The organism is Sulfuriferula sp. AH1, assembly GCF_002162035.1.
Lineage (GTDB): Bacteria > Pseudomonadota > Gammaproteobacteria > Burkholderiales > Sulfuriferulaceae > Sulfuriferula.
Genome location: NZ_CP021138.1, coordinates 2,306,359 through 2,330,759 on the forward strand (window position 1 = coordinate 2,306,359; position 24,401 = coordinate 2,330,759).

23 protein-coding genes and 1 other RNA gene are annotated in these 24,401 nt (G+C 56.8%); 8 read left to right on the top strand and 16 right to left on the bottom strand.

The window, feature by feature from the left end; genetic code table 11:
- Window positions 1–92 precede the first annotated feature (92 nt).
- Genes trmD through rpsP form a run of 3 tightly spaced genes read right to left on the bottom strand, consistent with a single transcriptional unit; the run spans window position 93 to window position 1,607 of the window.
- Window positions 93–863: a tRNA (guanosine(37)-N1)-methyltransferase TrmD gene (gene trmD, locus CAP31_RS11665; protein ID WP_223247268.1), complete on the bottom strand. Its 771-nt coding sequence runs from the start codon at window positions 861–863 to the stop codon at window positions 93–95.
- On the bottom strand, window positions 863–1,372 hold the full coding sequence (gene rimM / locus CAP31_RS11670) for a ribosome maturation factor RimM (protein ID WP_369802405.1): 510 nt from the start codon (window positions 1,370–1,372) through the stop codon (window positions 863–865). Before rimM ends, trmD begins: the two co-directional genes overlap by 1 nt.
- Complete coding sequence (gene rpsP / locus CAP31_RS11675; protein WP_087447690.1) at window positions 1,353–1,607, bottom strand: 30S ribosomal protein S16; 255 nt, start codon at window positions 1,605–1,607, stop codon at window positions 1,353–1,355. Before rpsP ends, rimM begins: the two co-directional genes overlap by 20 nt.
- Window positions 1,608–1,767: 160 nt before the next feature.
- Here rpsP and map point away from each other — a divergent pair, with 160 nt between their 5' ends.
- Window positions 1,768–2,574 (top strand): type I methionyl aminopeptidase, encoded by an 807-nt coding sequence (gene map, locus CAP31_RS11680; protein ID WP_087447691.1) that lies wholly within the window; start codon window positions 1,768–1,770, stop codon window positions 2,572–2,574.
- Window positions 2,574–5,144, top strand: a complete 2,571-nt coding sequence (locus tag CAP31_RS11685; RefSeq protein WP_087447692.1) for a [protein-PII] uridylyltransferase — start codon at window positions 2,574–2,576, stop codon at window positions 5,142–5,144. Before map ends, CAP31_RS11685 begins: the two co-directional genes overlap by 1 nt.
- Here the strand turns inward: CAP31_RS11685 and galU are convergent.
- The 8 genes from galU to CAP31_RS11725 all read right to left on the bottom strand — a co-directional run bounded on the left by galU (window position 5,133) and on the right by CAP31_RS11725 (window position 14,008).
- A complete protein-coding gene (gene galU, locus CAP31_RS11690; RefSeq protein WP_087447693.1) occupies window positions 5,133–6,011 on the bottom strand; it encodes a UTP--glucose-1-phosphate uridylyltransferase GalU in 879 nt (292 codons plus the stop codon). The genes CAP31_RS11685 and galU overlap by 12 nt on opposite strands.
- Window positions 6,004–8,037 carry an NAD-dependent DNA ligase LigA gene (ligA, locus tag CAP31_RS11695; RefSeq protein ID WP_087447694.1) on the bottom strand — a complete coding sequence of 678 codons (2,034 nt, stop codon included), beginning with the start codon at window positions 8,035–8,037 and terminating at the stop codon, window positions 6,004–6,006. Before ligA ends, galU begins: the two co-directional genes overlap by 8 nt.
- A 67-nt stretch (window positions 8,038–8,104) precedes the next feature.
- Window positions 8,105–9,229 carry a cell division protein ZipA C-terminal FtsZ-binding domain-containing protein gene (locus CAP31_RS11700; protein WP_087447695.1) on the bottom strand — a complete coding sequence of 375 codons (1,125 nt, stop codon included), beginning with the start codon at window positions 9,227–9,229 and terminating at the stop codon, window positions 8,105–8,107.
- Window positions 9,226–9,570: a cell division protein FtsB gene (gene ftsB / locus CAP31_RS11705; protein WP_087447696.1), complete on the bottom strand. Its 345-nt coding sequence runs from the start codon at window positions 9,568–9,570 to the stop codon at window positions 9,226–9,228. The genes CAP31_RS11700 and ftsB overlap by 4 nt, the downstream gene beginning before the upstream one ends.
- A gap of 24 nt (window positions 9,571–9,594) precedes the next feature.
- Entirely contained in the window at window positions 9,595–10,878 is a 1,284-nt protein-coding gene (eno, locus tag CAP31_RS11710; protein WP_087447697.1) for a phosphopyruvate hydratase, read from the bottom strand.
- A 42-nt stretch (window positions 10,879–10,920) separates the two neighbouring features.
- Window positions 10,921–11,760: a 3-deoxy-8-phosphooctulonate synthase gene (gene kdsA, locus CAP31_RS11715; protein WP_087447698.1), complete on the bottom strand. Its 840-nt coding sequence runs from the start codon at window positions 11,758–11,760 to the stop codon at window positions 10,921–10,923.
- Window positions 11,757–13,388 carry a CTP synthase gene (locus CAP31_RS11720; RefSeq protein WP_087447699.1) on the bottom strand — a complete coding sequence of 544 codons (1,632 nt, stop codon included), beginning with the start codon at window positions 13,386–13,388 and terminating at the stop codon, window positions 11,757–11,759. Before CAP31_RS11720 ends, kdsA begins: the two co-directional genes overlap by 4 nt.
- A gap of 86 nt (window positions 13,389–13,474) precedes the next feature.
- A complete protein-coding gene (locus CAP31_RS11725; RefSeq protein WP_087447700.1) occupies window positions 13,475–14,008 on the bottom strand; it encodes a CNP1-like family protein in 534 nt (177 codons plus the stop codon).
- Window positions 14,009–14,081: 73 nt separating this feature from the next.
- On the opposite strand from CAP31_RS11725, the gene ffs reads away from it, so the two are divergent.
- The 6 genes from ffs to CAP31_RS11755 all read left to right on the top strand — a co-directional run bounded on the left by ffs (window position 14,082) and on the right by CAP31_RS11755 (window position 19,691).
- An RNA gene (gene ffs / locus CAP31_RS11730) (signal recognition particle sRNA small type) lies at window positions 14,082–14,180 on the top strand.
- A gap of 82 nt (window positions 14,181–14,262) precedes the next feature.
- A complete protein-coding gene (ubiE, locus tag CAP31_RS11735) occupies window positions 14,263–14,997 on the top strand; it encodes a bifunctional demethylmenaquinone methyltransferase/2-methoxy-6-polyprenyl-1,4-benzoquinol methylase UbiE (RefSeq protein ID WP_087447701.1) in 735 nt (244 codons plus the stop codon).
- A 1-nt stretch (window position 14,998) separates the two neighbouring features.
- Entirely contained in the window at window positions 14,999–15,592 is a 594-nt protein-coding gene (locus CAP31_RS11740) for an SCP2 domain-containing protein (RefSeq protein WP_087447702.1), read from the top strand.
- Between the two features lie 5 nt (window positions 15,593–15,597).
- Window positions 15,598–17,130, top strand: coding sequence for a ubiquinone biosynthesis regulatory protein kinase UbiB (ubiB, locus tag CAP31_RS11745; protein WP_087447703.1), 1,533 nt, complete (start codon window positions 15,598–15,600; stop codon window positions 17,128–17,130).
- Window positions 17,131–17,149: 19 nt separating this feature from the next.
- Window positions 17,150–18,577 (top strand): sodium:solute symporter family protein, encoded by a 1,428-nt coding sequence (locus CAP31_RS11750; protein WP_087447704.1) that lies wholly within the window; start codon window positions 17,150–17,152, stop codon window positions 18,575–18,577.
- Between the two features lie 196 nt (window positions 18,578–18,773).
- Window positions 18,774–19,691 carry a DMT family transporter gene (locus tag CAP31_RS11755; RefSeq protein WP_087447705.1) on the top strand — a complete coding sequence of 306 codons (918 nt, stop codon included), beginning with the start codon at window positions 18,774–18,776 and terminating at the stop codon, window positions 19,689–19,691.
- Here CAP31_RS11755 and CAP31_RS11760 read toward each other — a convergent pair.
- The 5 genes from CAP31_RS11760 to CAP31_RS11780 form a co-directional block, all read right to left on the bottom strand.
- Window positions 19,688–20,875 (bottom strand): MalY/PatB family protein, encoded by a 1,188-nt coding sequence (locus CAP31_RS11760; RefSeq protein WP_223247269.1) that lies wholly within the window; start codon window positions 20,873–20,875, stop codon window positions 19,688–19,690. The two genes, CAP31_RS11755 and CAP31_RS11760, sit on opposite strands and share 4 nt — an antisense overlap.
- 1 nt (window position 20,876) lies before the next feature.
- Window positions 20,877–21,239, bottom strand: a complete 363-nt coding sequence (locus CAP31_RS11765; protein ID WP_087447706.1) for a DUF86 domain-containing protein — start codon at window positions 21,237–21,239, stop codon at window positions 20,877–20,879.
- Window positions 21,236–21,526 carry a nucleotidyltransferase family protein gene (locus tag CAP31_RS11770; protein ID WP_087447707.1) on the bottom strand — a complete coding sequence of 97 codons (291 nt, stop codon included), beginning with the start codon at window positions 21,524–21,526 and terminating at the stop codon, window positions 21,236–21,238. The genes CAP31_RS11765 and CAP31_RS11770 overlap by 4 nt, the downstream gene beginning before the upstream one ends.
- 51 nt (window positions 21,527–21,577) lie before the next feature.
- Window positions 21,578–23,698: a 5-histidylcysteine sulfoxide synthase gene (gene ovoA, locus CAP31_RS11775; protein WP_223247270.1), complete on the bottom strand. Its 2,121-nt coding sequence runs from the start codon at window positions 23,696–23,698 to the stop codon at window positions 21,578–21,580.
- Window positions 23,699–23,807: 109 nt separating this feature from the next.
- Complete coding sequence (locus CAP31_RS11780) at window positions 23,808–24,401, bottom strand: sugar transferase (protein ID WP_223247271.1); 594 nt, start codon at window positions 24,399–24,401, stop codon at window positions 23,808–23,810.

Sequence of the window (24,401 nt, forward strand, 5' to 3'; positions counted from 1 at the left end):
CCTGAACTAAAAAAGAGGTCTCTGACCTTACCGTACGGAGCAAGCCGCCGCTTGACGTACGGGGTTTATTGTTACCGGACCGGGCAAACCGCCTAATCCGGTTTATTTTCCTGCTGGCCCGAAGCCAGCAAGTCAATTTCTGCCGCGCTCATTCCACGCTTGGCTAATAAATCAGGGCGCAGCCGTTGCGTCGCCAATAATGACTGCTGCAACCGCCAGCGCTGTATTTTTGCATGATTGCCACCCATCAATACCGCAGGCACAAGTACGCCGCGATAAACTTCGGGACGGGTGTAGTGCGGATAATCCAGCAAGCCGTTCACGAAGGAATCCTGCACTGCCGAATCCGCATCACCCAAAGCACCCGGCAACTGCCGCACAATGGCGTCTATCACCACCATCGCTGCCAATTCCCCACCGGACAATACATAATCGCCGATAGAGATGTATTCATCTATACGCTGATCCAGCAAACGCTGATCGACGCCTTCGTAGCGCCCGGCCAAAAACACCAGGCCCGGACGCGCCGCCAATTCCATCACCAACGCATGATCCAGCGTACGTCCTTGCGGGGACAGATATATCCGGTGCGGCCTGACTACCCCAATCTCGCGCTGTCGCGCTTCAGCGGCATCCAGCGCAGCCTCCAGCGGCTCGGCCAGCATCACCATCCCCGGCCCGCCGCCGTAAGGACGATCATCGACCGTGCGGTGGTTATCAGTCGTGAAATCACGCGGATTCCACAATTGCAGCCGGGCACATTGCCGCGCAAACGCGCGGCCGCTGATACCGGATTCACTGATTGCCGCAAACATTTGTGGAAACAGCGTCACCACGTCAATTTGCAATGGCGCGGGCGACATCAGTAATCCAGCTCCCAATCCACCTGAACCGTGCGCGCTGCCAAATCGACGTGGCGGACGATCTGCCCCACGAACGGGATTAGATGTTCGCGCTCGCCCCGCACCACCAGCACGTCATGCGCACCGGCCTCGAGTATCTGCTCGATGGTACCGAATGCTTCGCCGCGCAGATTCACCACATTCAGCCCGACCAGGTCGGACCAGTAGTATTCGCCTTCCTGTGCAGCCGGAAGCGAGGCACGCTCTACCGCTATTTCACAACCTTTTAATGCCAGCGCCTGATCGCGATCAGCAACCCCGGCCAATGCCGCAACCAGCACCTTGGTATGCACCCTGGCATCGGCAACCGTATACAGCTGCCAGTCATTGCCACGCTTGACATACCACTCTGAATAATCAGCAAGCGTATCTATCGCTTCGCTGAAAGTCTGGATTTTCATCCAGCCCTTGACGCCGTAAGGGGCAGCAATCCGCCCCATCACCACCAGATTATCCAGCGACTTTAGCACTTTCGTTTTTGACCAGTCTGGCTACTGCATCACTTAACTGCGCGCCTTGGGAAACCCAATGATTAACGCGATCAAGACTCAAACGCAGCGCTTCGGAGCCTTCTTTAGCTACCGGATTGTAAAAACCAACGCGCTCAATGAAGCGACCATCGCGACGATTGCGCGAATCCGCAACAACGACGTTGTAGAACGGGCGGTTTTTTGCGCCGCCACGCGCAAGACGAATTATAACCATCGTGAGTGCCTAACCAATTGAATTAAAAAGAGCGCGATTATAGGACGAAACCATCCAATTGACAAGTTACCTTTGCTTTTCCACCGCGAAACGAACAAAATTGACCATTCGCCTGTCATACATTATCCTTAGCCATCCACTTTTTACATACATATCAGTCATGTCAGTCAGTATCAAATCTCCAGCGGAGATAGAAAAAATGCGTATTGCCGGCCGGCTCGCCGCCGAAGTGCTCGATTACATCACCCCGTTTGTCAAAGTCGGCGTCACCACCGGCGAACTGGACAAACTTTGCCATGATTATATGGTCGATGTGCAGCATACCATACCGGCGCCGCTCAACTATGCGCCGCCTGGCCACGCCCCCTACCCGCGCTCCATTTGCACCTCGATCAACCAGCAGATATGCCATGGCGTACCCGGCGACAAACAGCTCAAGAATGGCGACATCGTCAATATAGACGTCACGGTGATCAAGGATGGCTGGCATGGCGATACCAGCCGCATGTTTTATGTCGGTGAAGTCGCGCCGCATGCCAAACGTCTGTGCGAGATCACTTATCAGGCCATGTGGCACGGCATTAAAATGGTACGTCCCGGCGTTCTGCTGGGTGATATCGGTCACGCCATCCAGAAATTTGCCGAGGCACAGGGATACAGTGTGGTGCGCGAATTCTGCGGACACGGCATCGGCCAGAACTTCCATGAAGAACCCCAGGTACTGCATTACGGACGTGCCGGCACAGGCCTGAAACTGACGGCCGGCATGACGTTCACCATAGAGCCGATGATCAACGCAGGCCGGCGCGATATTCGCCAGCTCAACGACGGCTGGACCATAGTCACCAAAGACCGCAGTTTGTCGGCACAATGGGAACACACCATATTGGTCACCGATAGCGGATTTGAAGTGATGACCGTATCTGCCGGCACCCCGCCTGTGCCGGACTTCGTCACAGCAAAATAATGGCTGCCATTGCACCCGCCACCCACGCCGACACATGGCGCGTGCAGTTACGTGACGGGCGCGCTGCCATCAAGCAGGCCTTCCTTGCCGGCACCCCCATCCGCTCACTGTTGTCACGCTACCGGCAACTGGTCGATGAAGTACTGCGCGAACTATGGCATTCGATCGACCTGCCTGCCAGTGCTGCACTGGTGGCGGTCGGCGGATATGGACGCGGTGAATTATTCCCTTATTCCGACGTTGATCTGCTGATCTTGCTGGCGCATCCGGCCCAGCCCGCTGAACAATCCGCCATAGAGCGATTGATCGGTCTGTTCTGGGATATCGGTCTGGAAGTCGGCCCCAGCGTACGTACACCGGATGAATGCCTGGTAGAAGCGGACCGCGACATCACCATACAAACCAACCTGCTGGAATCACGCTTCCTCACCGGCAATCAGCCGCTCTACCAGCAATTTCAGCAACGCTTTATTCAGCAACTCGATCCACGCGCTTTCTTTGAAGGCAAGCTACTGGAGCAGGATCAGCGCCATGCCCGATTCAATGACAGCGCCTACCAGCTGGAACCCAATATCAAGGAAAGCCCTGGCGGTCTGCGCGATTTGCACAACCTGCGCTGGTTAACCCAGGCCGCAGGCATCGGCGCGCGCTGGCACGACCTGGTCCAGGCGGGGCTGCTGAACCCTGACGAATCACGCCAGATCCAGATGCTGGAACGCTTCCTGTTCGATCTCAGGACACGCCTGCACTATCTTGCCGGCCGCCGCGAAGACCGTCTGCTGTTTGACTATCAGCACAACCTGGCCGAGCAGTATCATATACGCGCCACCGGCACGCGGCGCGCCAGCGAGATACTCATGCAGCGCTATTACCGCAGCGCCAAGATCGTTGCGCAGATGCGGGACATCCTGCTACCCAGCCTGCGCGCACGCATCTCCGGCAACAACCAGCTACCCATTGTTTCGTTGAATGCACGTTTCCAGATTCGCGACAATCTGCTCAAAGTCATCGATGACAGTTTATTCGAACGCCAGCCCGGCGCCATATTCGAAAGCTTCCTGCTGTTGCAGCAACACCCTGAATTAACCGGCATGAGCGCATCCACGTTACGCGCCTTGTGGCGCGCGCGGCGCCGAATCGATGCGGATTTCCGGCGCGACCCGGTCAATCATGCGCAATTCATGCAAATATTACGCACGCCGCAGCAGGTTACCCGGACCCTGCGCAACATGAACCACTACGGCATTCTGGGGCGCTACATACCGGCGTTCGGACGTATCGTCGGCCAAATGCAACATGATTTGTATCATATCTACACAGTGGATGAGCATATTCTCACCGTACTGCGTAACCTGCGCCGCCTCACCATACCCGAGCTGGCGCATGAACACCCGCTTGCCAGCCGCCTTATCAGCGGCTTTGCACATCCTGAATTATTGTATCTGGCGGCATTGTTTCACGACATCGCCAAAGGCCGTGGCGGAGACCACTCTACCCTGGGCATGGTGGATGCCCGACGCTTCTGCCGGCAGCACGCATTATCCGCAACCGATACGGAGCTGGTAGTATGGCTGGTCGGGGAACATCTGAGCTTCTCCTCGACCGCACAGAAACAGGATTTATCCGATCCTGAAGTGATCGCACGCTTTACCCGGCGCATCCCGGATGAGCGCCATCTGATTGCGCTATATCTGCTTACAACTTGCGATATACGCGGCACCAGCCCGACTGTATGGAACGCCTGGAAAGGCAAGCTGCTCGAAGACCTGTTTTATGCCTGCCGCCGTCAGCTGAGCGGCAACACCAAGCTGCGCAGCGGTATAGACATCGCCAAAACCGAGGCCTCGCATTTGTTGCGCTTGTACGGCCTGTCACCGCACACTGAAGACGCGCTCTGGCACAACCTGGCGGACAGTTATTTTCTGCGCCATGAACCGCAGGAAATTGCATGGCACTGCCGGCAGCTCTGGCACCGCGTGAATTCGCCTGCGGCGGTGGTACGCGCGCGTTTGAGCCCGATTGGCGAAGGGGTGCAGGTGATGATTTACGCACCGGACGAGCCAAGCTTATTCGCCCATATATGCGCGTTCTTCGAAGCGATCAACTACACCATCGTTGACGCCAAGATACACACCACGCGCAACGGCTATGCACTCGACAGCTTCCTCATCCTCGACAAGCATCAGCGCGAAATCGCCTACCGTGATTTTCTGAGCTATATCGAACACGAACTGGCGCAGCTGCTCAACGCGCATACCGGGCTCAAAACCGCAATGCGCGGTCGTGTCAGCCGACATCTCAAACATTTCCCCATCAATGCGGAAGTCAATTTGCGCCCGGATGAGAGCGGCAAGCTCTATACCCTGAACCTGATCGCCGGAGACAGACCCGGACTGCTATTCGCCATTGCCCAAGTGCTGTACCAGCACAATATCAGCCTGTATGCCGCCAAAATCAGCACATTGGGCGAACGCGCCGAGGATACCTTCATGATACAGGGGACTGAACTCGATCAGCCCCAATTGCGCCTGCAACTCGAGACTGACTTGCTGCAAGTGTTAAATCTTTAAATCGCAGCGCGAATCCAGATAAGCGCGGAACTCGTCGGCGACTTCAGGGTGTTTCAGCGCATATTCAACCGTGGCTTTGAGATAACCGAGCTTGCTACCGCAGTCATAGCGCACACCGTCGAATGCATAAGCCAGGACTTGCTGTTCCCTGAGCAGTTCGGCGATGCCGTCAGTCAGTTGCAGCTCGCCGCCCGCGCCGAACGGTATGGTTTCGAGATGATGGAAAATACGCGGTGTCAGAATATAGCGCCCAACCACACCCAGCGTCGACGGCGCGACTTCCGGCTTGGGCTTTTCAATGATCGCTTCCACCTTGCTCAACTGCGCCGTCATCGGCTGTGCGGCAACAATACCGTAGGAGCCGGTTTCCTCGCGCGACACTTCCTGCACCCCTAAAATCGAGCACTGATAATAATCATACAGATCCGTCATTTGCTTCATGGCCGGAACAGACGCATCGATCAGATCATCCGCCAGTATCACTGCAAAAGGCTCATTATTCACTACCGGTTTCGCCCGCAACACGGCATGCCCCAGCCCCAACGCCTCAGCCTGACGGATATAGATGCAAGTCACGTGCGACGGGATAATCCCGCGCACCAGATCCAGCAATTTCTGTTTATTGCGTTGCTCGAGTTCCGCTTCGAGTTCGTAGGCCTTGTCAAAATGATCCGGGATCGCGCGCTTGCTGCGACCTGTCACGAAGATAAGATCGGTAATCCCGGCAGCGATAGCCTCTTCGACCGCATACTGTATCAATGGCTTGTCTACGACAGGCAACATTTCTTTCGGCATTGCCTTGGTCGCGGGCAAAAACCGCGTCCCCATGCCCGCTACCGGAAAAACCGCTTTTGTAACTTTACCCATCCCGCTCTCCATTGCTTTCACTGATTAAATTGATGAATTGGTCTTCGTCCAATAGAGTAATCCCCAATTCTTGCGCCTTGATGAATTTGCTGCCGGGTTCCGCGCCAACCAGTACAAAATCGGTTTTTTTCGACACACTTCCAGACACCTTGCCACCCAAAGCTTCAATTTTAGCAGTCGCTTCATCACGCCGTATGTGCGGTAGCGCACCTGTAATCACAAAAACTTTCCCTGCAATCGAACCATGCTTCACGCTGACGGGCACGGTTTCATCCCAGCACACACCTGCCGCACGCAGCAGCGATATCACCGTCAGATTATGCGGCTCGGCAAAAAACTGCACTATCGATTTGGCCACCACCTCGCCGACTTCCGGAACTTGCTGCAACTGCGTTTCATCTGCCGCCATCATGGTTTCCAGCTTGCCGAAGTAACGCGCCAGGTCTTTTGCGGTCTGCTCGCCGACATGGCGGATACCCAAGGCGTAAATAAACCGGGCCAAAGTCGTATGCTTGCTGTGCTCAATCGCCGCAAGCAGATTGCTGGCGGATTTTTCAGCCATGCGCTCGAGATTGACCAGACTGAGCAAACCCAGCCGATACAGATCCGCCGGATTGTTGACCAGCCCCGCATCTACCAACTGCTCAATCAGCTTTTCGCCCAGTCCGTCGATATCCAGCGCCCGGCGGCTGGCAAAATGCCATAACGCCTGCTTGCGCTGCGCAGGACAAAACAATCCGCCAGTACAGCGCGCCACGGCTTCGTCAGGCAAGCGCACCACATGCGACCCGCAAACCGGACACACGACCGGCATGACGAATTCGCGTGCATCCTGCGGGCGCCGTGACGTGACCACCGACACGACCTCGGGAATCACATCCCCAGCCCGCCGCACATTGACCCAATCGCCGATCAGCACGCCCTTGCGCCGGATTTCATCTTCATTATGCAAGGTAGCATTCGTCACGGTAACCCCGCCAACCGCTACCGGTGCCAACCGCGCTACCGGCGTGAGCGCCCCGGTACGTCCGACTTGCACATCGATATCCAGCAATTGGGTAGTCGCTTCCTGAGCCGGAAACTTGTGCGCGATGGCGAAACGCGGCGCACGCGCTACATAACCGATACGCTGCTGCAATGCCAGATCATTAACCTTATACACCACGCCATCGATATCGAAAGCCAGACTATCGCGCGCCGCACCCATTTGCCGATAATAGGCCAGCAATCCGTCCACGCCCTGCACGACAGCACGCTCCTGCGCCACCGGCATATGCCACACCATCAGCTGATTCATCACCTCGCCATGTGTCGCCGGCAAAACGCCGCCTTCACACTGGCCGACGCCATAAGCAAAAAAATGCAAGCCGCGCGTGGCGGTAATACGCGAATCCAGTTGCCGTAGCGAACCCGCTGCGGCATTGCGGGGATTAGCGAATTCTTTCAGACCCTGTTCGCGCTGGCTCCTGTTCAATGCAGCAAAATCAGACTTCAGCATCAGGACTTCGCCGCGAATTTCCATGCGCGCAGGCGGATTAGCCAGCGTCAGGCTCAACGGAATGGCACGTATCGTGCGCAGATTGGCGGTGACATCCTCGCCGACATAACCGTCGCCGCGCGTCGCCCCCGACACCAGCTGACCGTTCTCGTACACCAGGCTAATCGCCAGACCATCGAATTTGGGTTCCACTGCGTATTCGATCGTCGGCAAATCGCTTGCTTCGCGCACGCGCCGGTCAAATGCCACGACTTCATCATCGCTAAACGCATTATTGAGCGACAGCATCGGAGTGGTATGAGTAACCTGGGTAAATTCTGTGAGCGCTGTACCGCCGATGCGCTGGGTAGGGGAAACGGGAATAATTAATTCAGGATACTGCTGTTCCAGCGCCTGCAATTCGCGAAATAAACGATCGTATTCCGCATCGCTGACTTCAGGCGCGTCAAGCACATAATAACGGTAATTATGATACTCGAGCTGTTCGCGCAAAGCGCTAATGCGCTCCTTTATTGCAACGGACGCCATCGCTTGCCACTTAATCTATTTAACATCATGTGTTCGCATCCCTTAACGGCAATTGCCGCTTCCAGGTTCAATTAAACAAGCGCAATGCGCGTCGGCCGCCGGCGGGGATCTCGTGCGCTTCCATCTTTTGATAAATATGCACCAGCTGGGTCTGGATCTTTTCGATGCCAGCGGGAGATAATGGCCGGATATTATCGTCCACCAGTTTCCCGCCTAATGCGTTTGCCAACTGCTGACCGAACTGCGCCAGTTCGGCAAATGCAGCCAAGCCGTTTTCCACACGCGGAACTTCGAACAACAGCGTGATGCCGTGCGTTTGCACACTAGCCATCTGATCCGGCGAAAATGGTGTATCTTCATGATTGCATAACGCATAAATGACTTCGCCACGATCGTTCCGGCGCTGGTATACGCCGGCATTGTCCAGCATCATGCCGCCAGCCTGCGCCAGTTCGGCGATCCTGGCGCCATTAAATGTAGCGCCATCGATGCTCACCACGTTCAAGCCGATCAGCACATCCACATCCACACAGAACTGATCCAGTTTCGCGGCTTTGACCAATACCGGAGCGATATCCTGCCAGCTGGCGATGCCATTAAAACGGCTGGCCAGCTGCTGCGCCTCATGAGTGAGATTGAACAATTGATTCTCGGTCACCGGACCGGCGCGATCAGCGAGCTGAACCACGATCGCCACATCGGTAAATGCCTGTTCGCGCCACGGACTGATCTCGAGCCAGCTTCCCGTATTGCCTGCGTAACCCCACCAGCGCACCGGTTTTCCCGTATCACGCTGGCTATCGATCAGCGTCGCAAACGCGGGACTGGGAATGGCGTCGGCAACCTGGATGCTGATCACGTATTCCAGCAAGGGATCGACCGGCGGCGGAGGCAATTCGGCGGTCATCTCCATGTGCGGTTCGACCTTGATGGCCACCGGCTCCATCACCTCGGCAGCGACAAGCGCTTCGGCTTCAGGTTCGGCCTGAACAACCGGCTCAGGCACACTGACTACGGGTTCAATTCTCTCCGCAGCAGCCTGTGACGACGGTTGCAGCAGCACATCTTCCTGCTGCCGAAACAACGCCATTGATTGTTTACGATATTTGCGTTCCTGGAACCAGTTATAAAAAACAATGGCGCCAATTATTACGATGGCAAGAACAATCAGACTGATTTGCAATGAATTCATCTTGGCATTCCGTGACTGACAGTAGGTTCGGCGACAGGAATCGCAGACGGCATGACAGGGGCCGGCGGGGGCGCATCCAGCACCTGGAAAAACACTTCGTTTTTACGCACCATACCCAATTCGGTACGGGCGCGCTCTTCGATCGCCCCAAATCCCTGTTTCAGATCGCGTACTTCGGCATCCATCGCCGCGTTGCGTTTGGTCAATTTGACATTTATCTGCAGCTGTTGCGCAACCTGATGCTGGGTATCCCAAACCGTAAGCCAGCTGCCTTTTCCCAGCCAAAGCGGATACTGCAGCAGCAACAACAAGCCAAGCAATATGCCTGTTAGCCAACGCATCGCGCTTTAGCCTCGGCAATCAAATCAGGAGATGGAATAAAAAGCAGCGCGACCCGGGTAACGCGCTGACATACCCAACTCTTCTTCGATGCGCAGCAATTGATTGTATTTTGCCATGCGGTCCGAACGCGACAGCGAGCCGGTCTTGATCTGCAATGCATTGGTCGCGACCGCCAGATCCGCGATCGTGGTATCCTCGGTCTCTCCGGAACGATGGGAAATCACAGAGGTATAGCCCGCGCGTTTGGCGGTCTCGATGGCGTCAAAGGTTTCCGACAGGGTACCGATCTGGTTGACCTTGATCAGGATCGAATTGGCAATGCCGCGGCTGATGCCTTCTGCAAGTATCCTGGCATTGGTGACGAACAAATCGTCGCCGACCAGCTGGATGGATTTTTTCAGACGCGCGGTCAATACAGCCCAGCCCGCCCAATCGTCTTCCGCCATGCCGTCTTCGATACTGATGACAGGATATTTGTCGCACCATGCAGCCAGGTAGTCGGTAAATTGCTCGGAATTTAACGCCAGGCCTTCCGACTCGATCTGATATTTGCCATCGCGATAGAATTCGCTCGCAGCGCAGTCCACACCGATGGCGATATCCTGTCCGGGTACGAAACCGGCTTTTTCTATCGCCTGTACAATGAGCTTCAATGCTGCTTCGTTGGATTCCAGATTAGGCGCAAAACCGCCTTCGTCGCCCACTGTAGTGGTCATGCCCTGGCTGTCCAGCAGTTTCTTCAGCGCATGGAACACCTCGGCGCCGTAACGCAAAGCTTCGCGGAAGCTCGGAGCGCCCAGCGGAATAATCATGAATTCCTGCATGTCGATATTGTTGTTCGCATGCGCGCCGCCGTTGATGATGTTCATCATCGGCACCGGCAGATTCATCGGGCCGGCACCGCCCAGATAACGATATAGCGGCAAGCCGGACTCTTCTGCCGCAGCGCGTGCCACCGCCATCGACACCGCCAGGATCGCATTTGCGCCCAGGCGTGATTTGCTGTCGGTGCCATCCAGTTCGATCATGGTCTGATCGATAAAATGCTGGTCTTCAGCATCCAGACCGATGATGGCTTCGCAAATTTCGGTATTAACGAACTCTACCGCCTTCAGCACCCCTTTGCCCAGATAACGTGCAGCATCACCGTCACGCAACTCGATCGCCTCGCGGCTACCGGTCGAAGCGCCCGACGGTACTGCGGCACGCCCCAGCACGCCCGACTCAAGCAACACATCGGCTTCAACAGTAGGGTTGCCGCGCGAATCCAGAATTTCACGGGCAATGACATCAACGATAACGCTCATTTATTTCCTCTCCATTTGTCTGCTAACCGGGACATCGCCCGGTTAAATCGTATGTTCAATAAAGCCGCGCTGTTTTACCAGCGCATCAATTTCTTTTAATGTGTACAGCAATTCCTTCATCCGTCCCAACGGCCATGCATTCGGGCCATCGGACAAGGCACATGCCGGATTGGGATGGGTTTCGGCGAACACGCCCGCCACCCCGGCCGACACTGCGGCGCGTGCCAATACCGGCACAAATTCGCGTTGACCGCCCGATACATTGCCCTGCCCGCCCGGCAGTTGCACCGAGTGGGTGGCGTCGAACACCACCGGGCAACCGGTATCGCGCATCACCATCAGCGAACGCATATCCGATACCAGATTGTTATAGCCGAACGAAACACCGCGCTCGCATACCATGATGTTATCCTGGCCGCCATTGGCGGTCTTGGCCTTATCCACCACGTTTTTCATATCCCACGGTGCCAGGAATTGGCCCTTCTTGATATTCACCGGCTTGCCGGCACAGGCTACCGCATGGATAAAATCGGTTTGCCGGCACAGGAACGCCGGCGTTTGCAGCACATCGACGACCGCAGCCACCTCGGCAATTTCATCAATGCTGTGTACGTCGGTCAATATCGACACGCCGATGGCCTGTTTCACATCAGCCAGAATCTGCAAGCCTGCATCGCGTCCCGGGCCGCGATAAGAGCTGCCGGAACTGCGATTGGCCTTGTCGTAAGACGATTTGTAAATGAACGGGATGCCGAGTTCCGCGCATATTTCCTTGAGCTGACCCGCGGTATCCATCGCCATCTCGCGCGACTCGACCACGCAGGGTCCGGCAATCAGGAACAGGGGTTGATCCAGACCAACGTCAAATCCGCATAATTTCATGCCTGCTCTCCTTGATGCTGTACGGCAGCAGTAACAAACGCCTTGAACAGGGGATGCCCGTCACGCGGGGTAGAGGTGAATTCAGGGTGGAACTGGCACGCCATAAACCATGGATGGTCGGACAGCTCTATCATCTCGCACAGGCCGTCAGTAGCAGAATGGCCGCTCACCTTCAGTCCGGCCTGTTCCAGTTGCGGCAGCAATGCGCCATTCACTTCGTAACGGTGACGATGACGCTCGACGATCACATCCGCGCCATAGACCTGACGCGCCAGCGAGCCGGCTTCCAGTTCGCAAGCCTGTCCGCCCAGGCGCATGGTGCCGCCGAGGTTGGAATCTTCGCTACGCGTTTCCACCTGCCCTGCAGCATCTTTCCACTCCGAGATCAGCGCCACGATCGGATGCGTGGTCGCCGGTTCGAATTCGGTGCTGTGCGCATCGGCCATGCCTGCGCGATGGCGCGCGAATTCGATCACCGCCAGCTGCATGCCCAGACAGATGCCCAGATACGGCACTTTGTGTTCACGGGCATATTGAATTGCCAGGATCTTGCCTTCCACACCGCGCTTGCCGAAACCGCCCGGCACCAGGATCGCGTGCATGCCTGCCAGCGCGTCCACGCCATCCTGTTCCAGCAGTTCGGAGTCGATGTAGTGAATATTGATTTTGGTATGGGTATGGATGCCGGCATGAATCAGCGCTTCCGACAAGGATTTGTAGGACTCGGTCAGCCCTACGTACTTGCCGACCATGGCGATATCGACTTCATGCTGCGGATGTTCGAGCGATTCGACCAGACCGTTCCACATGCTCAAGTCGGCAGGCGGCGGATTGATGCCGAACTTGCGGCAGACGATCTCGTCCATGCCTTGCTCGCGCAGCATTTCCGGTATCTTGTAAATGCTGTCCACGTCGTGCACGGAGACGACGGCATTCGCTTCCAGATTGGTGAACAGCGCGATCTTGCGGCGCTCTTCATCCGGCAGCGGCCGGTCGCCGCGGCACAGCACTACATCGGGCTGAATACCGATTTCGCGCAATTCTTTCACCGAATGCTGGGTGGGCTTGGTCTTGACCTCGCCCGCCTTGCCCAGATAAGGCACCAGCGTGAGATGGATGTAACAGGTATTGTTGCGGCCTTCCTGCAATCCCATTTGACGTATGGCTTCCAGGAACGGCAGCGATTCGATATCGCCTACCGTACCGCCGACCTCGACAATCGCGATTTCCGCGCCGGCAGCGCCGTCGCGGATGTGCTGCTTGATTTCATCGGTAATATGCGGAATGACTTGCACCGTACCGCCCAGATAATCGCCGCGACGTTCTTTCTTGATCACGGATTCGTAAATCTGTCCGGTCGTGAAATTGTTGCGCTTGGACATTTTGGCGTGAGTAAAGCGCTCATAATGCCCCAGATCCAGATCGGTTTCGGCACCGTCTTCGGTCACGAATACTTCGCCATGCTGAAACGGACTCATCGTCCCCGGATCGACGTTGATATACGGATCCAGTTTCATCATGGTGACTTGCATGCCACGCGATTCGAGGATCGCGGCGAGAGACGCGGCGGCGATTCCCTTGCCCAGGGAAGACACCACACCGCCAGTAACAAAGATATAACGAGTCATGTTGAATTTACAGCGCAGGTAATGCTGAATTTTAGCCTAAACCGCGCACAGCCACAATTACCGGCGACAAAATTTCACCGCATCCGTTACCGGCCCGCCTTAATGTTATGCAAAGCCTGCGCCGGATTCCATACAATCACCCCCTCCGGACAGAAATATTCGTCTGCCAGCACACGGTGATACGACAACGCCGAGCGCCCCGAAATACCTTGCCATTTGCTATCGCGCGCCGGCATCCAGCTGCCGCCATCCTGCCCTGTCGCATAAATCTTGCGCTCGCGCGTCTCGCAGCGAATGCCTTCAAAACTGATATTTTTTGCACCGCCGCGCGTCTTGATGACCAGCACATAACGCACCACACCGTCTTTACCCACATCGAGTGTGGATTTATCGATCATGTACCGATTGCTCGCGATCGCACTCACGTAAAACGGCACCAGATTCTCATCCTTGGGAAATGCAGGCAAAGGCGCCGGCAATTCCTGCCATGTCTTGTCGTCATCCTCGACATTGTTATTGATCTGACTGCTGGTATCGTCGAACAGGTTCCCTGTCGCAGCATGGCCCAGCACCGGCATGCTCAAGCACACCATCAAGACGGATTGCCAATAAATCTTCATTTTGCCCGATCCATTTGTAAATTGTGCACTATACCGCTTTGCCAGTCCCCGTGACTAGCGTAGAATACAGCATGGCGGGTCTCCCCGCATTGCAAGGCGGTGAACCTGGTCAGGTCCGGAAGGAAGCAGCCACAGCCGTTTATTGCAAGTGCCGGGGGTTAGGCTCGCCACTCCTCACAATGTCCAGACCAAAGTTTTTATTTCTGCGTGGTCTCGGTTATGATTCACGTTATTCTCACTTGAATTGCCCGCACATGGATAACAGCACACACTTTGGTTTCAAAACCGTGGCCGAATCGGAAAAAGCCGGTAAGGTCGCCGAAGTATTCCATTCAGTCGCACAACGTTACGACGTGATGAACGACCTCATGTCGATGGGCCTGCACCGCCTGTGGAAGCGCTTTACCATCGAGACCTCGGGCGTACGCCCCGGCAACCGCGTGCTCGATGTCGCCGGCGGCACCGCGGATTTGACCCGGTTGTTCCTGAAAAAAGTCGGCCCGACCGGCCAGGTCTGGCTGACCGACATCAACAGCTCCATGCTCACCGTCGGCCGCGACCGTATGCTGGACGAAGGCCAGGCAGTACCCGTCGCGCAGTGCGACGGCGAAAAACTGCCGTTCCCCGATAATTATTTCGATTGCGTCAGCGTGGCTTTCGGCTTGCGCAACATGACGCACAAGGATGCCGCACTGCGCGACATGTATCGTGTGCTGCGTCCGGGCGGGCGCCTGCTGGTGCTGGAGTTCTCCAAGATATGGAAACCGCTGGCGCCGGTTTACGACGCCTACTCGTTCAAGCTGCTGCCGGTCATGGGCAAACTGATCGCCAAGGACGCAGAGAGCTATCAGTATCTGGCGGAATCCATCCGCATGCATCCCGATCAGGAAACGCTGAAGACCATGATGAGCGATGCCGGATTTGCCAAGGTCACTTACTACAACCTCAGCGGCGGCGTTGTTGCCCTGCACAAGGGATACAAGTATTAACATGCTGTCCGGCTACGTCATCATTGCGACGCTCAACCATTTGCTGAATGGCGCACCGTGGGCCCGGCAACGGCTGATGGGGCATGCCGGCAAGCGTATCGCCATTGGCCTGTTCCCGCTGCAATTCGCGTTTGCCATCGATAACGAAGGCCGCCTGCAGCAGGCCGATGAGGACGGCGCCGACGCTCGCATGCAGCTCGGTGGGCTGCTCGCGGCGCGCATCGCGTTAGGCGATCATGCCGCCACGCATGATATCCATATCAGCGGCGACACCCAGTTCGCTGCCGATTTCGGCAATACCCTGCTGACGCTGGACTGGGACGCCGAAGCCGACCTGGCGCGCTTCATCGGCGACAGCGCCGCACATCAGCTGGTGCAGATCGCGCGCAACCTGATCGCCTGGCAACGCCGCACGCTGGCCGACAGTGCCGCCATGCTGACCGATTACGCTCACGAGGAAATCACGCTGATCGCCAAACGCAAGCATCTCGACGAATTCATCGCCGAAGTCGATCGACTGCGGGACGCCAGCGCAAGATTGAACAAACGCATCGACTTCCTCACTCAACGCCTCAAATCAGACTCCGCTCTCTAAAACTCATGCGTATTTTCCGGCTTCTCACCATTGTATGGGTATCTGCGCGCTTCGGGCTGGATGAGTTTTTTCTCGGGCACGAGCGTGTACGCGGACTGCGCTGGCTAGTCAGAGCCACGCTGTTCTGGTGTGACCTGTCCGAGCCGCGTGCCGTGCGCCTGCGCCGCGCGCTGGAAACGCTGGGACCGATTTTCGTCAAATTCGGGCAAATGCTCTCCACCCGTCGCGACCTGATGCCGATGGACATCGCCGATGAGCTCGCGCGCCTGCAGGATCGCGTGCCGCCGTTCCCGGCTGAGGAAGTGCGCACCACGCTGGAAGCCATCTACCGCAGACCGCTGGAGCAGGTGTTTACCCGGTTCGATGCCGAGCCGGTCGCCAGCGCTTCGATGGCGCAGGTACATTTCGCCATCCTGCGCGACGGCACCGAAGCCGCAGTGAAAGTGCTGCGCCCCGGCATCGCCAAAGTCATCGATCACGACCTGGGGCTGCTCGAAGCGGCCGCCATTCTCATCGAAAAACTGTTCGCCGACGGCAAGCGCCTGCACCCGCGCGAGATCGTCGGCGAATTCAGGAAAACCCTGTCCGACGAACTCGACCTGATGCGCGAAGCCTCCAACTGCTCGCAATTGCGCCGCAACTTCGAGCATTCCAGCCTGCTCATCGTGCCCGAGGTGTACTGGGATTATTGCGAATCCGGGGTGATGGTGATGGAGCGCATGAAAGGCGTGCCCATCAGCCAGTTCGACCAGCTCGTCGCGATGGGTGTCGATATCCCCAAACTCGCCCAGAACGGGGTGGAAATCTTTTTCACCCAGGTGTTCCGCGATGCATTCTTTCACGCTGACATGCACCCGGGCAATATCCAGGTCAATGCGCAGGGCCAGTACATTGCGCTGGATTTCGGCATCATGGGCACCCTGACCGAAGTCGACAAGAACTATCTGGCGCAGAATTTCCTCGCCTTCTTCCAGCGCGATTACCGCGCCGTCGCACAAGCCCACGTCGATGCCGGCTGGACACCTGCCGATACCCGCGTGGACGAATTCGAAGCGGCCATCCGCGCCGTCTGCGAACCTATCTTCGACCGGCCATTGAAGGAAATCTCATTCGGCAAGGTGCTGTTACGCCTGTTCCAGACCTCGCGCCGCTTCAATATGGAAATACAGCCGCAACTGGTGTTGCTGCAAAAAACCCTGCTCAATATCGAAGGCCTGGGACGCCAGCTCGACCCGGACCTGGACTTGTGGAAAACCGGCAAACCCTTCCTTGAGCGCTGGATGAACGAACAATTCGGCTGGCGCGGTGCGCTGCGCAACATCCGCAATGAAGCCCCGCGCTGGGCCACGCTGCTGCCGCAAATTCCACGTCTGGCGCATGCCTATCTGGCACAAGACCACGCTGCTGCAGTACGCGCGCAAACCGAACAACTATTACAACAGCAACGCAATACGCAACGCCTGCTTATCCTGATAGCCCTGCTATTGGCAGGCGGCATCGCGTTAACCGCATACGAGTTTATCAACCTTCATTTTTAATTAAATCCAAGGACTCGACATGCTCATCTGGTTTGTCATACTTTATTTATTGATTTCGATCGGGCTCGGACTGTTTGCGGCATCCAAAGTGCATAGCGCAAGAGATTATGTCGTAGCCGGGCGTTCGCTGCCGCTTTACATCGTCATCGCCACGGTATTCGCCACCTGGTTCGGCTCGGAAACCGTGCTCGGCACTTCCGCCACCTTTTTGCAGGACGGACTCAAAGGCATCGTTGCCGATCCATTTGGCGCCAGCGTGTGCCTGGTGCTAGTAGGTCTCTTCTTCGCCCGCAAGCTGTATCGCATGAACCTGCTTACCATCGGCGATTACTACCGCCAGCGCTATGGCCGCACCGTGGAACTGCTCACCAGCCTCGCCATCGTCGCCTCTTATCTGGGCTGGGTTTCCGCCCAGATCACCGCACTGGGGCTGGTTTTTTCGCTGCTCAGCCAGGGCAGCATTTCCGCCCATGACGGCATGCTGATCGGCTCGGCCATCGTGCTGGTTTATACCCTGTTTGGCGGCATGTGGTCGGTAGCGCTGACCGATTTTTTCCAGATGAGCATCATCATGCTCGGGATGCTGTATATCGCCTGGGTAGTCAGCAGTGATGCAGGCGGCGTCATGCATGTGGTCAATCACGCCCAGGCCGCAGGCAAATTCGAATTCTGGCCGGCGCTCACGCTCCCGGACGTGCTTGCCTTCATCGCCGCCTGGGTCACCATGATGTTCGGCTCCATCCCGCAACAGGACGTATTCCAGCGCGTGATGTCGGCGAAGAACGAAACCACCGCTGTACGCGGTGCAGTGCTTGGCGGCGGGCTGTATTTCCTCTTTGCGTTCATCCCGATCTTTCTGGCCTATTCCGCCACGCTGATCGATCCGGATATGGTCAACAGACTGTTGACCAGCGACTCGCAACATATTCTGCCCGACCTCATCCTCAATCACACCCCGCTATTCGCGCAGATCATGTTCTTCGGCGCACTGCTCTCCGCTATCATGAGCACTGCCAGCGGCACGTTGCTGGCGCCGTCAGTCACTTTTACCGAAAACATACTCAAACCTTTTATCGGCCACTTGAGCGATCGCCATTTGCTGCTGGCGATGCGTCTGGTCGTAGTGACATTCGCGATCATCGTCACCTCATACGCGCTGCACGCCAACGCCAGCATTTTCCACATGGTCGAGAATGCCTACAAAGTCACGCTGGTCGCCGCCTTCATCCCGCTGGTATTCGGCCTGTACTGGCAGCGCGCCAACACTCAGGGCGCGTTATTCGCCATCATCGCCGGTACCAGCTCATGGATATTGCTGGAAATCTTCAACCCGGACGGCACCTGGCCGCCGCAGCTGTTCGGCTTGCTGATGAGCCTGACCGGGATGATTACCGGCTCGTTGCTGCCCGACTTCATCACCCGTTCAAGACGGCGTCATGCGAGTTGACAATAGCGCTCGCCCGCCTTACGATTCAGCCATGAATACTTTTCACGTCATGCTCAAACATACCCTGCTGTGGCTGCGGTCAAAAACCGCCGCTGCAGTTATTTCCATTTAATCTCCCCATTAAACAACAGAAGTAGCTGCGGATGAAACCGTGTAGCCTACTTCACGCCATTATCCGCAGTCACCGCAAAGGATCATGGCACATACACAACATCCTCCGCAGTTTGGCCTGGGCGTAACACTCGCCGTATTTGCCGCGATCGGCTTTTCCGCCAAAGCGATTTTCGTCAAGCTCGCCTATCTGGCCGCGCCCATCGATGCCATCACGCTGCTGGCATTACGCATGGCGTTCGCCGTGCCGGTATTCATCGGCGTAGCCATCTGGAGTTCGCGCCAGCAACATGCAAAAGCGCTGGACCGGCATGACTTTCTGCTGATTATCGGGCTGGGATTCATCGGTTATTACGTGTCCAGCCTGCTGGATTTCATGGGGCTGCAATACCTGAGTGCCGGGCTGGAACGGCTGATCCTGTTCCTGTATCCGACCATGACCGTGCTGCTCTCGGCGGCGCTGTTCAAACATTCGATTACGCGCAGGCATATCATTGCACTGGTGATCAGCTACAGCGGCATTGCGCTGGTATTTTCCCATAATCTGGCACAACACTCAGCCAATATGCTGCTCGGCGCCAGCCTGGTATTTGCCAGCACCCTGAGCTATTCCGTGTATCTGGTAGGTGCAGGGCACGCGATCGGCAAGATAGGCACGATACGCTTCACTGCGCTGGCGATGATCGTCGCCAGCGCAGTCACGCTCGCCCACTTTGCTGCTACGCATGACCTGAGCGCATTGCAGCTTCCGCAGCGAATTTACGTGCTGAGTGCAGCCATGGCGATATTCTCAACGGTCTTGCCGGTATTCATGCTGTCGGCGGCCATCCGTCTGATAAATCCGGGCCGCACTGCGCTGATAGGCTCGGCCGGCCCTGTCGCCACCATCTTCATGGCCTATCTGTTCCTTGGCGAAACCATAGGCGGCTTGCAGATTGCGGGGGCGGTACTGGTATTGAGCGGGGTATTGCTGATTAGCTGGCGCAAGAAGCCGGCGAATTAACCCGGCACTGACAATGCAGCCGCCACCCTCGCCAATGCCTCCATTACCACGGCGCGCGGGCTGGCGAGATTAAGGCGCATGAAGCCGCTGCCGCCCTGGCCGAAGATGGGGCCTGGATTCATGCCGATCCGGCATTGCTGCACGAAGAAGGCCTGCAGCTGGGCATCGCTCATGCCCAGTTCCCGGCAATCCAGCCACAGCAGATATGTGCCTTCCGCGGCAATGGCGCGAATGCCGGGAATATGTTCGGAAAGATACTGCATCACCGCATCGCGGGTGTCGCGCAGGTACAGCATCAGCGCATCGCGCCATGCGCCGCCATGCCGATAGGCGGCCGTGAATGCAATCAGGCTGAACGGGTTGCTGTTATGCACATGCAGACGGGCAAATGCCGCGATCATCGCCTGCCGTATCCCGGCATCGGGAATGATCAGCGCCGACAGCCCGAGGCCGGGGATATTGAACGTCTTGCTCGGCGCAACGGCGGTAATGACGGCATCGCCCTCGCGCGTCAGCGTCGCCAGCGGGATATGCCGGTATTCCGGATAAACCAGATCGGCATGGATCTCGTCAGAAAAAATCGTCAGCCGATAACGGCGGGCGATATCGAGCAGCGCGTCGAATTCATCGCGTTGCCAGACGCGCCCGACCGGATTATGCGGCGAACACAACAGCAGCAGCTTCGCCCCCTGCTGCGCGCAGTGTTCCAGCTGCGCCAGATCCATGCGATAACGTCCCTGCTCCAGGCGTAGCGGATTGTGCAGCAAGGCCCGGCCATTGGTCGTCACCGCACTGAAGAACGGCGCATACACCGGCGGCTGCACGATCACGCCCTGATCGGGCCGCGTCATGGCCTGCACCGCTGCGTAAATGGAAGGCACCACGCCCGGCGTCAGCACGATCCAGTCACGCTCGACTCGCCAGCCGTATTGCTGAGCCAGCCAGACTATCAGGCTGGTATACACCGCATCATCAGTCGCGGTATAGCCGTAAACCGGATGCTGCGCCCTTGCGATCAGCGCTTCGGTCACCGCAGGCGGCGCGGCAAAATCCATATCCGCCACCCACAGCGGCGTGACGTCGGCACGGCCAAAATAGGCTTGACGGCCGTCCCATTTCTCGCTGGCGGTGCCGGTACGGGAAATGATCCGGTCGAAGTCAAAAGTCAGCGAATTCGCTGCCATACTAGTGCGACAAATCCTGAACCAGTTGCTGCACCTGAACGTACAAACCAGCAAGCTCACTCTGAATGGTTTTCCAAACGATCTCAAAGTCGATCTTGAAATACCCATGCGCCAACGCATTGCGCATCTGATAAGCGAATGCCAGAGGTAATTCCGGATGAGATGCTGCAAACTCGGAAAAATGCATCTCAATGTTATGACAGGCCTCACCGATAACTTCAAAGTTACGAACCACCGCATCCTGAGCCATCTCGCTCTGCAAGAAAGCCACTTCATCCATATCGTCAGTGTAACGGTCAATACGCTCTATGGCTTGCAAAATGTGCTCCAGGTAGTCGAATAGCCGTTGTTTGTCACGACTCATATCGACACTGCCTCTGCAAGTATTGCAGCACGAAACTTTTCGGGTAGCGCCTTTGGTGTCAGCACATCTACGGGTACGCCAAGCAACTGCAGCAATTCGTACCTGATCGCACCAATATCGAATAGCGTCGTTTCCGGTGTCGGATCAATCAGGATATCAAGGTCACTCCCCTCAACATCATCACCGTGGAGTACCGACCCGAAGACACGCGGATTACACGCACGATGCGCAGCTACCACACGGCGAATGTCGTCTCTGTTAATGCCTAGCGCTTCGGATGGTTTCATGAAAGAACACCTCTAAAATGAGTAATATTAGCGCATTGCGGAAAAAACAGCTTACTTAATCCGCTCCCACAGCGTCACCTCGGATAAAGTATGCTGGAACTTGCGCCGGGTCTCGCGAATCACGAACGGCACGTCCTGCGGTGCGGCGACCAGACGGAAATTTTCGCCAAGCATGGCTTTCAGGCCATCCAGCGTTGTGAAGTTTTCGCCGTCTTTCTTGTAACCGCCCACCCAGTCCTGCCGTCGCGTATGCTCCTCCAGCCAGGTATAAGGCGAAGCAATCAGCAATATCCCGCCGAGGTTCAGCCGCTCATGCACGTTAGCCAAAAACTGCGCCGGGTCATACAGGCGGTCAATCAGGTTGGCCGCCAGAATCAGATCGAAGCCCGTCAAAATCGGCTTGAGGTTGCATGCGTCGCCCTGCATGAACTGAACTTTATCGCGCACCGCCGCCAATCCCATCGTCGTCAGATCGCGGGTCTTGTATGACACCAGCTCGCCTTCGTCCACCAGCGTGTAACGGATACTGCCGGTCTGCGCCAGCTGCACGCCCAGATTGATAAAGCGCGCCGAGAAATCCACACCCGTGACTTCATCGAATTGCCGCGCCAGCTCGAACGTCGCCCGCCCGGTGGCACAGCCCAGATCCAGCGCCTTGCGCATGGGCTTACCGGCCATCACCGCAATGGCGATCTGCGTCAGCGTTCTGGGGAAATTGGCGACACCATAATACTCGTCGCCATAATGGAATTCGGCGTACTCCGACAACTGCTTATCGCTCTCGTAATACACATTGGGTACAGTCGCCGGGATATCGCTGACCACATAGCGGAAACCGGCGTGCTGGAAAAAATGGCGGCGGAAAGCGTAGCGCGCATCGCGCCGCGACTCGTTGCCGCAGGCGATAAACGAGCCGCCCTTGATCAGGTTATGCCGCCCGTCGAAAGTCGGCGTGGTGAAATCGTCGTACATCGGATGCACTTCGAAGCCGGCGAACGGATAGATCGGCGTTTCCGTCCACTGCCACACATTGCCCACCACGTCGTACAGCTCGCCATGCGCGAACTGCGTTACCGGGCACGCCGAGACCCAGTGGTCCAGATGCAAATTGGCTGGCGCTGGCGAATTTGCCGGGACTTCAGCCACGCCGCTGACATCGTACAGGCGATACCACTCGTCTTCGGTCGGCAGCCGCACTGCCTGTCCGCTCTGCGCCGCCTTCCAGTTGCAGAACGCCTTGGCTTCGTGATAATTGACTTCGACCGGCCAGTCCCACGGCATTGCCACCAGCTCGGTCATCAGGCGCAATTGCCAGGTAGCGCCTACACGGTGCCAGAATGTCGGCTGCTGCGCCCGGCTGAACTGGCGCCAGCCGCAGCCCTCCTCATCCCACCACGCATCGGTGCAATAACCGTTCGCCTCGACAAATTCCAGAAACTCGCGATTGCTCACCAGATAACGACCGGCCTGAAATTCGGCGACTTCCGCCACATGCTCGCCGTATTCGTTATCCCAGCCGTAAATGCCGTCAGCCCGGCTCTTGCCCAGACGCACTGTGCCCGCACTGATGCTCACCAGCTCGTTGCGCGGCGCCTCGCCCGTCAGTTTGCACGGCGCCCATGCCGGATGCGGCTGCACCCATTCCAGCCGCTGCTGGCGTATCAATACCGACGACGTTTCCAGATGGATGCGCTCGTGCTCTATCCCCATCACAATCGTCCACCACGGATGCTGCCAGTCTATCGGCAAACTCAGCGGCGCACGCGCAATCACCGCATCCACCGCCGCGCGCACCTGATCGCGATACGCTTGCACTTCGGCGACACTCGGCCACGGATAATGCTTGTCATTGAGATCGTCCCAGCTCATTTCATCGACACCCACCGCAAACATCGATTCGAATTGCGGGTTGATGCGCTCGGTTACCAGCCCCGCCTGCAACAGCTTGTTGATAAAGAAGGTCGCGGTATGGCCGAAATAGAAAATCAGCGGATGCCGCAGGCTGATCGGCTTCTCGAAATAGGCCGCATCGCAGGCCAGCGTCTCGAACAGCTGCTCATAACGCGTAAACGTCGCATGAAAATAGTCGCGGATGGCGGAACGGGTGGCCTCCACGCCACTGCCGTTGAGTAACGGCGTACGCGGAAATAAGGAAGTGTGTGCTAAATCCACAGAAGATATCTCACTCAAAATAGATTAGTCGATGCGCCTCGCTGACGTTGACAGGCGGACTGGAGTTTACTGCTGATGCTATCAACAAATAGCCGAAGCGCAATGCGTTTTAATGAGAAACCCCATCGCGTTTCAATACCTTGAATGCGGTGCGCAACAGGATTTGCACATCCAGCGACCATGACATGTTTTGCAAATATTCGGCATCCAGCTGCACTTTTTGCGGAATGGGCAACTCATCACGGCCATTGATCTGCGCCCAGCCGGTCAGTCCCGGCACCAGATGCTGCACCCCCATTGTCGTGCGCAAACTGATCAGGTCATCCTGATTGAACAATGCGGGGCGCGGCCCCACCAGGCTCATATCGCCCACAAGGATACTCCAGATTTGCGGCAGCTCGTCCAGGCTGGATTTCCGCAGAAATCCGCCTATGGATGTCAGATATTGTTCCGGCTTGCCCAGCAAATGGGTCGCCACCGCAGGCGTGTCTATCCGCATGGTTCTGAATTTTGGCATACGGAACAGCTTGTTGTCTCGCCCCACTCGGTCCGACCAGTACAGCACGGGGCCACGGGACGTCAGCTTAACCATGATAGCCACCAATATCATCGGGACGCACGCCATGATCAGCACCAGCCCTGCCACCACCAGATCCATCATGCGTTTGCCGCGATAACCCATACCGTTTTCCTGTTTTCCCAT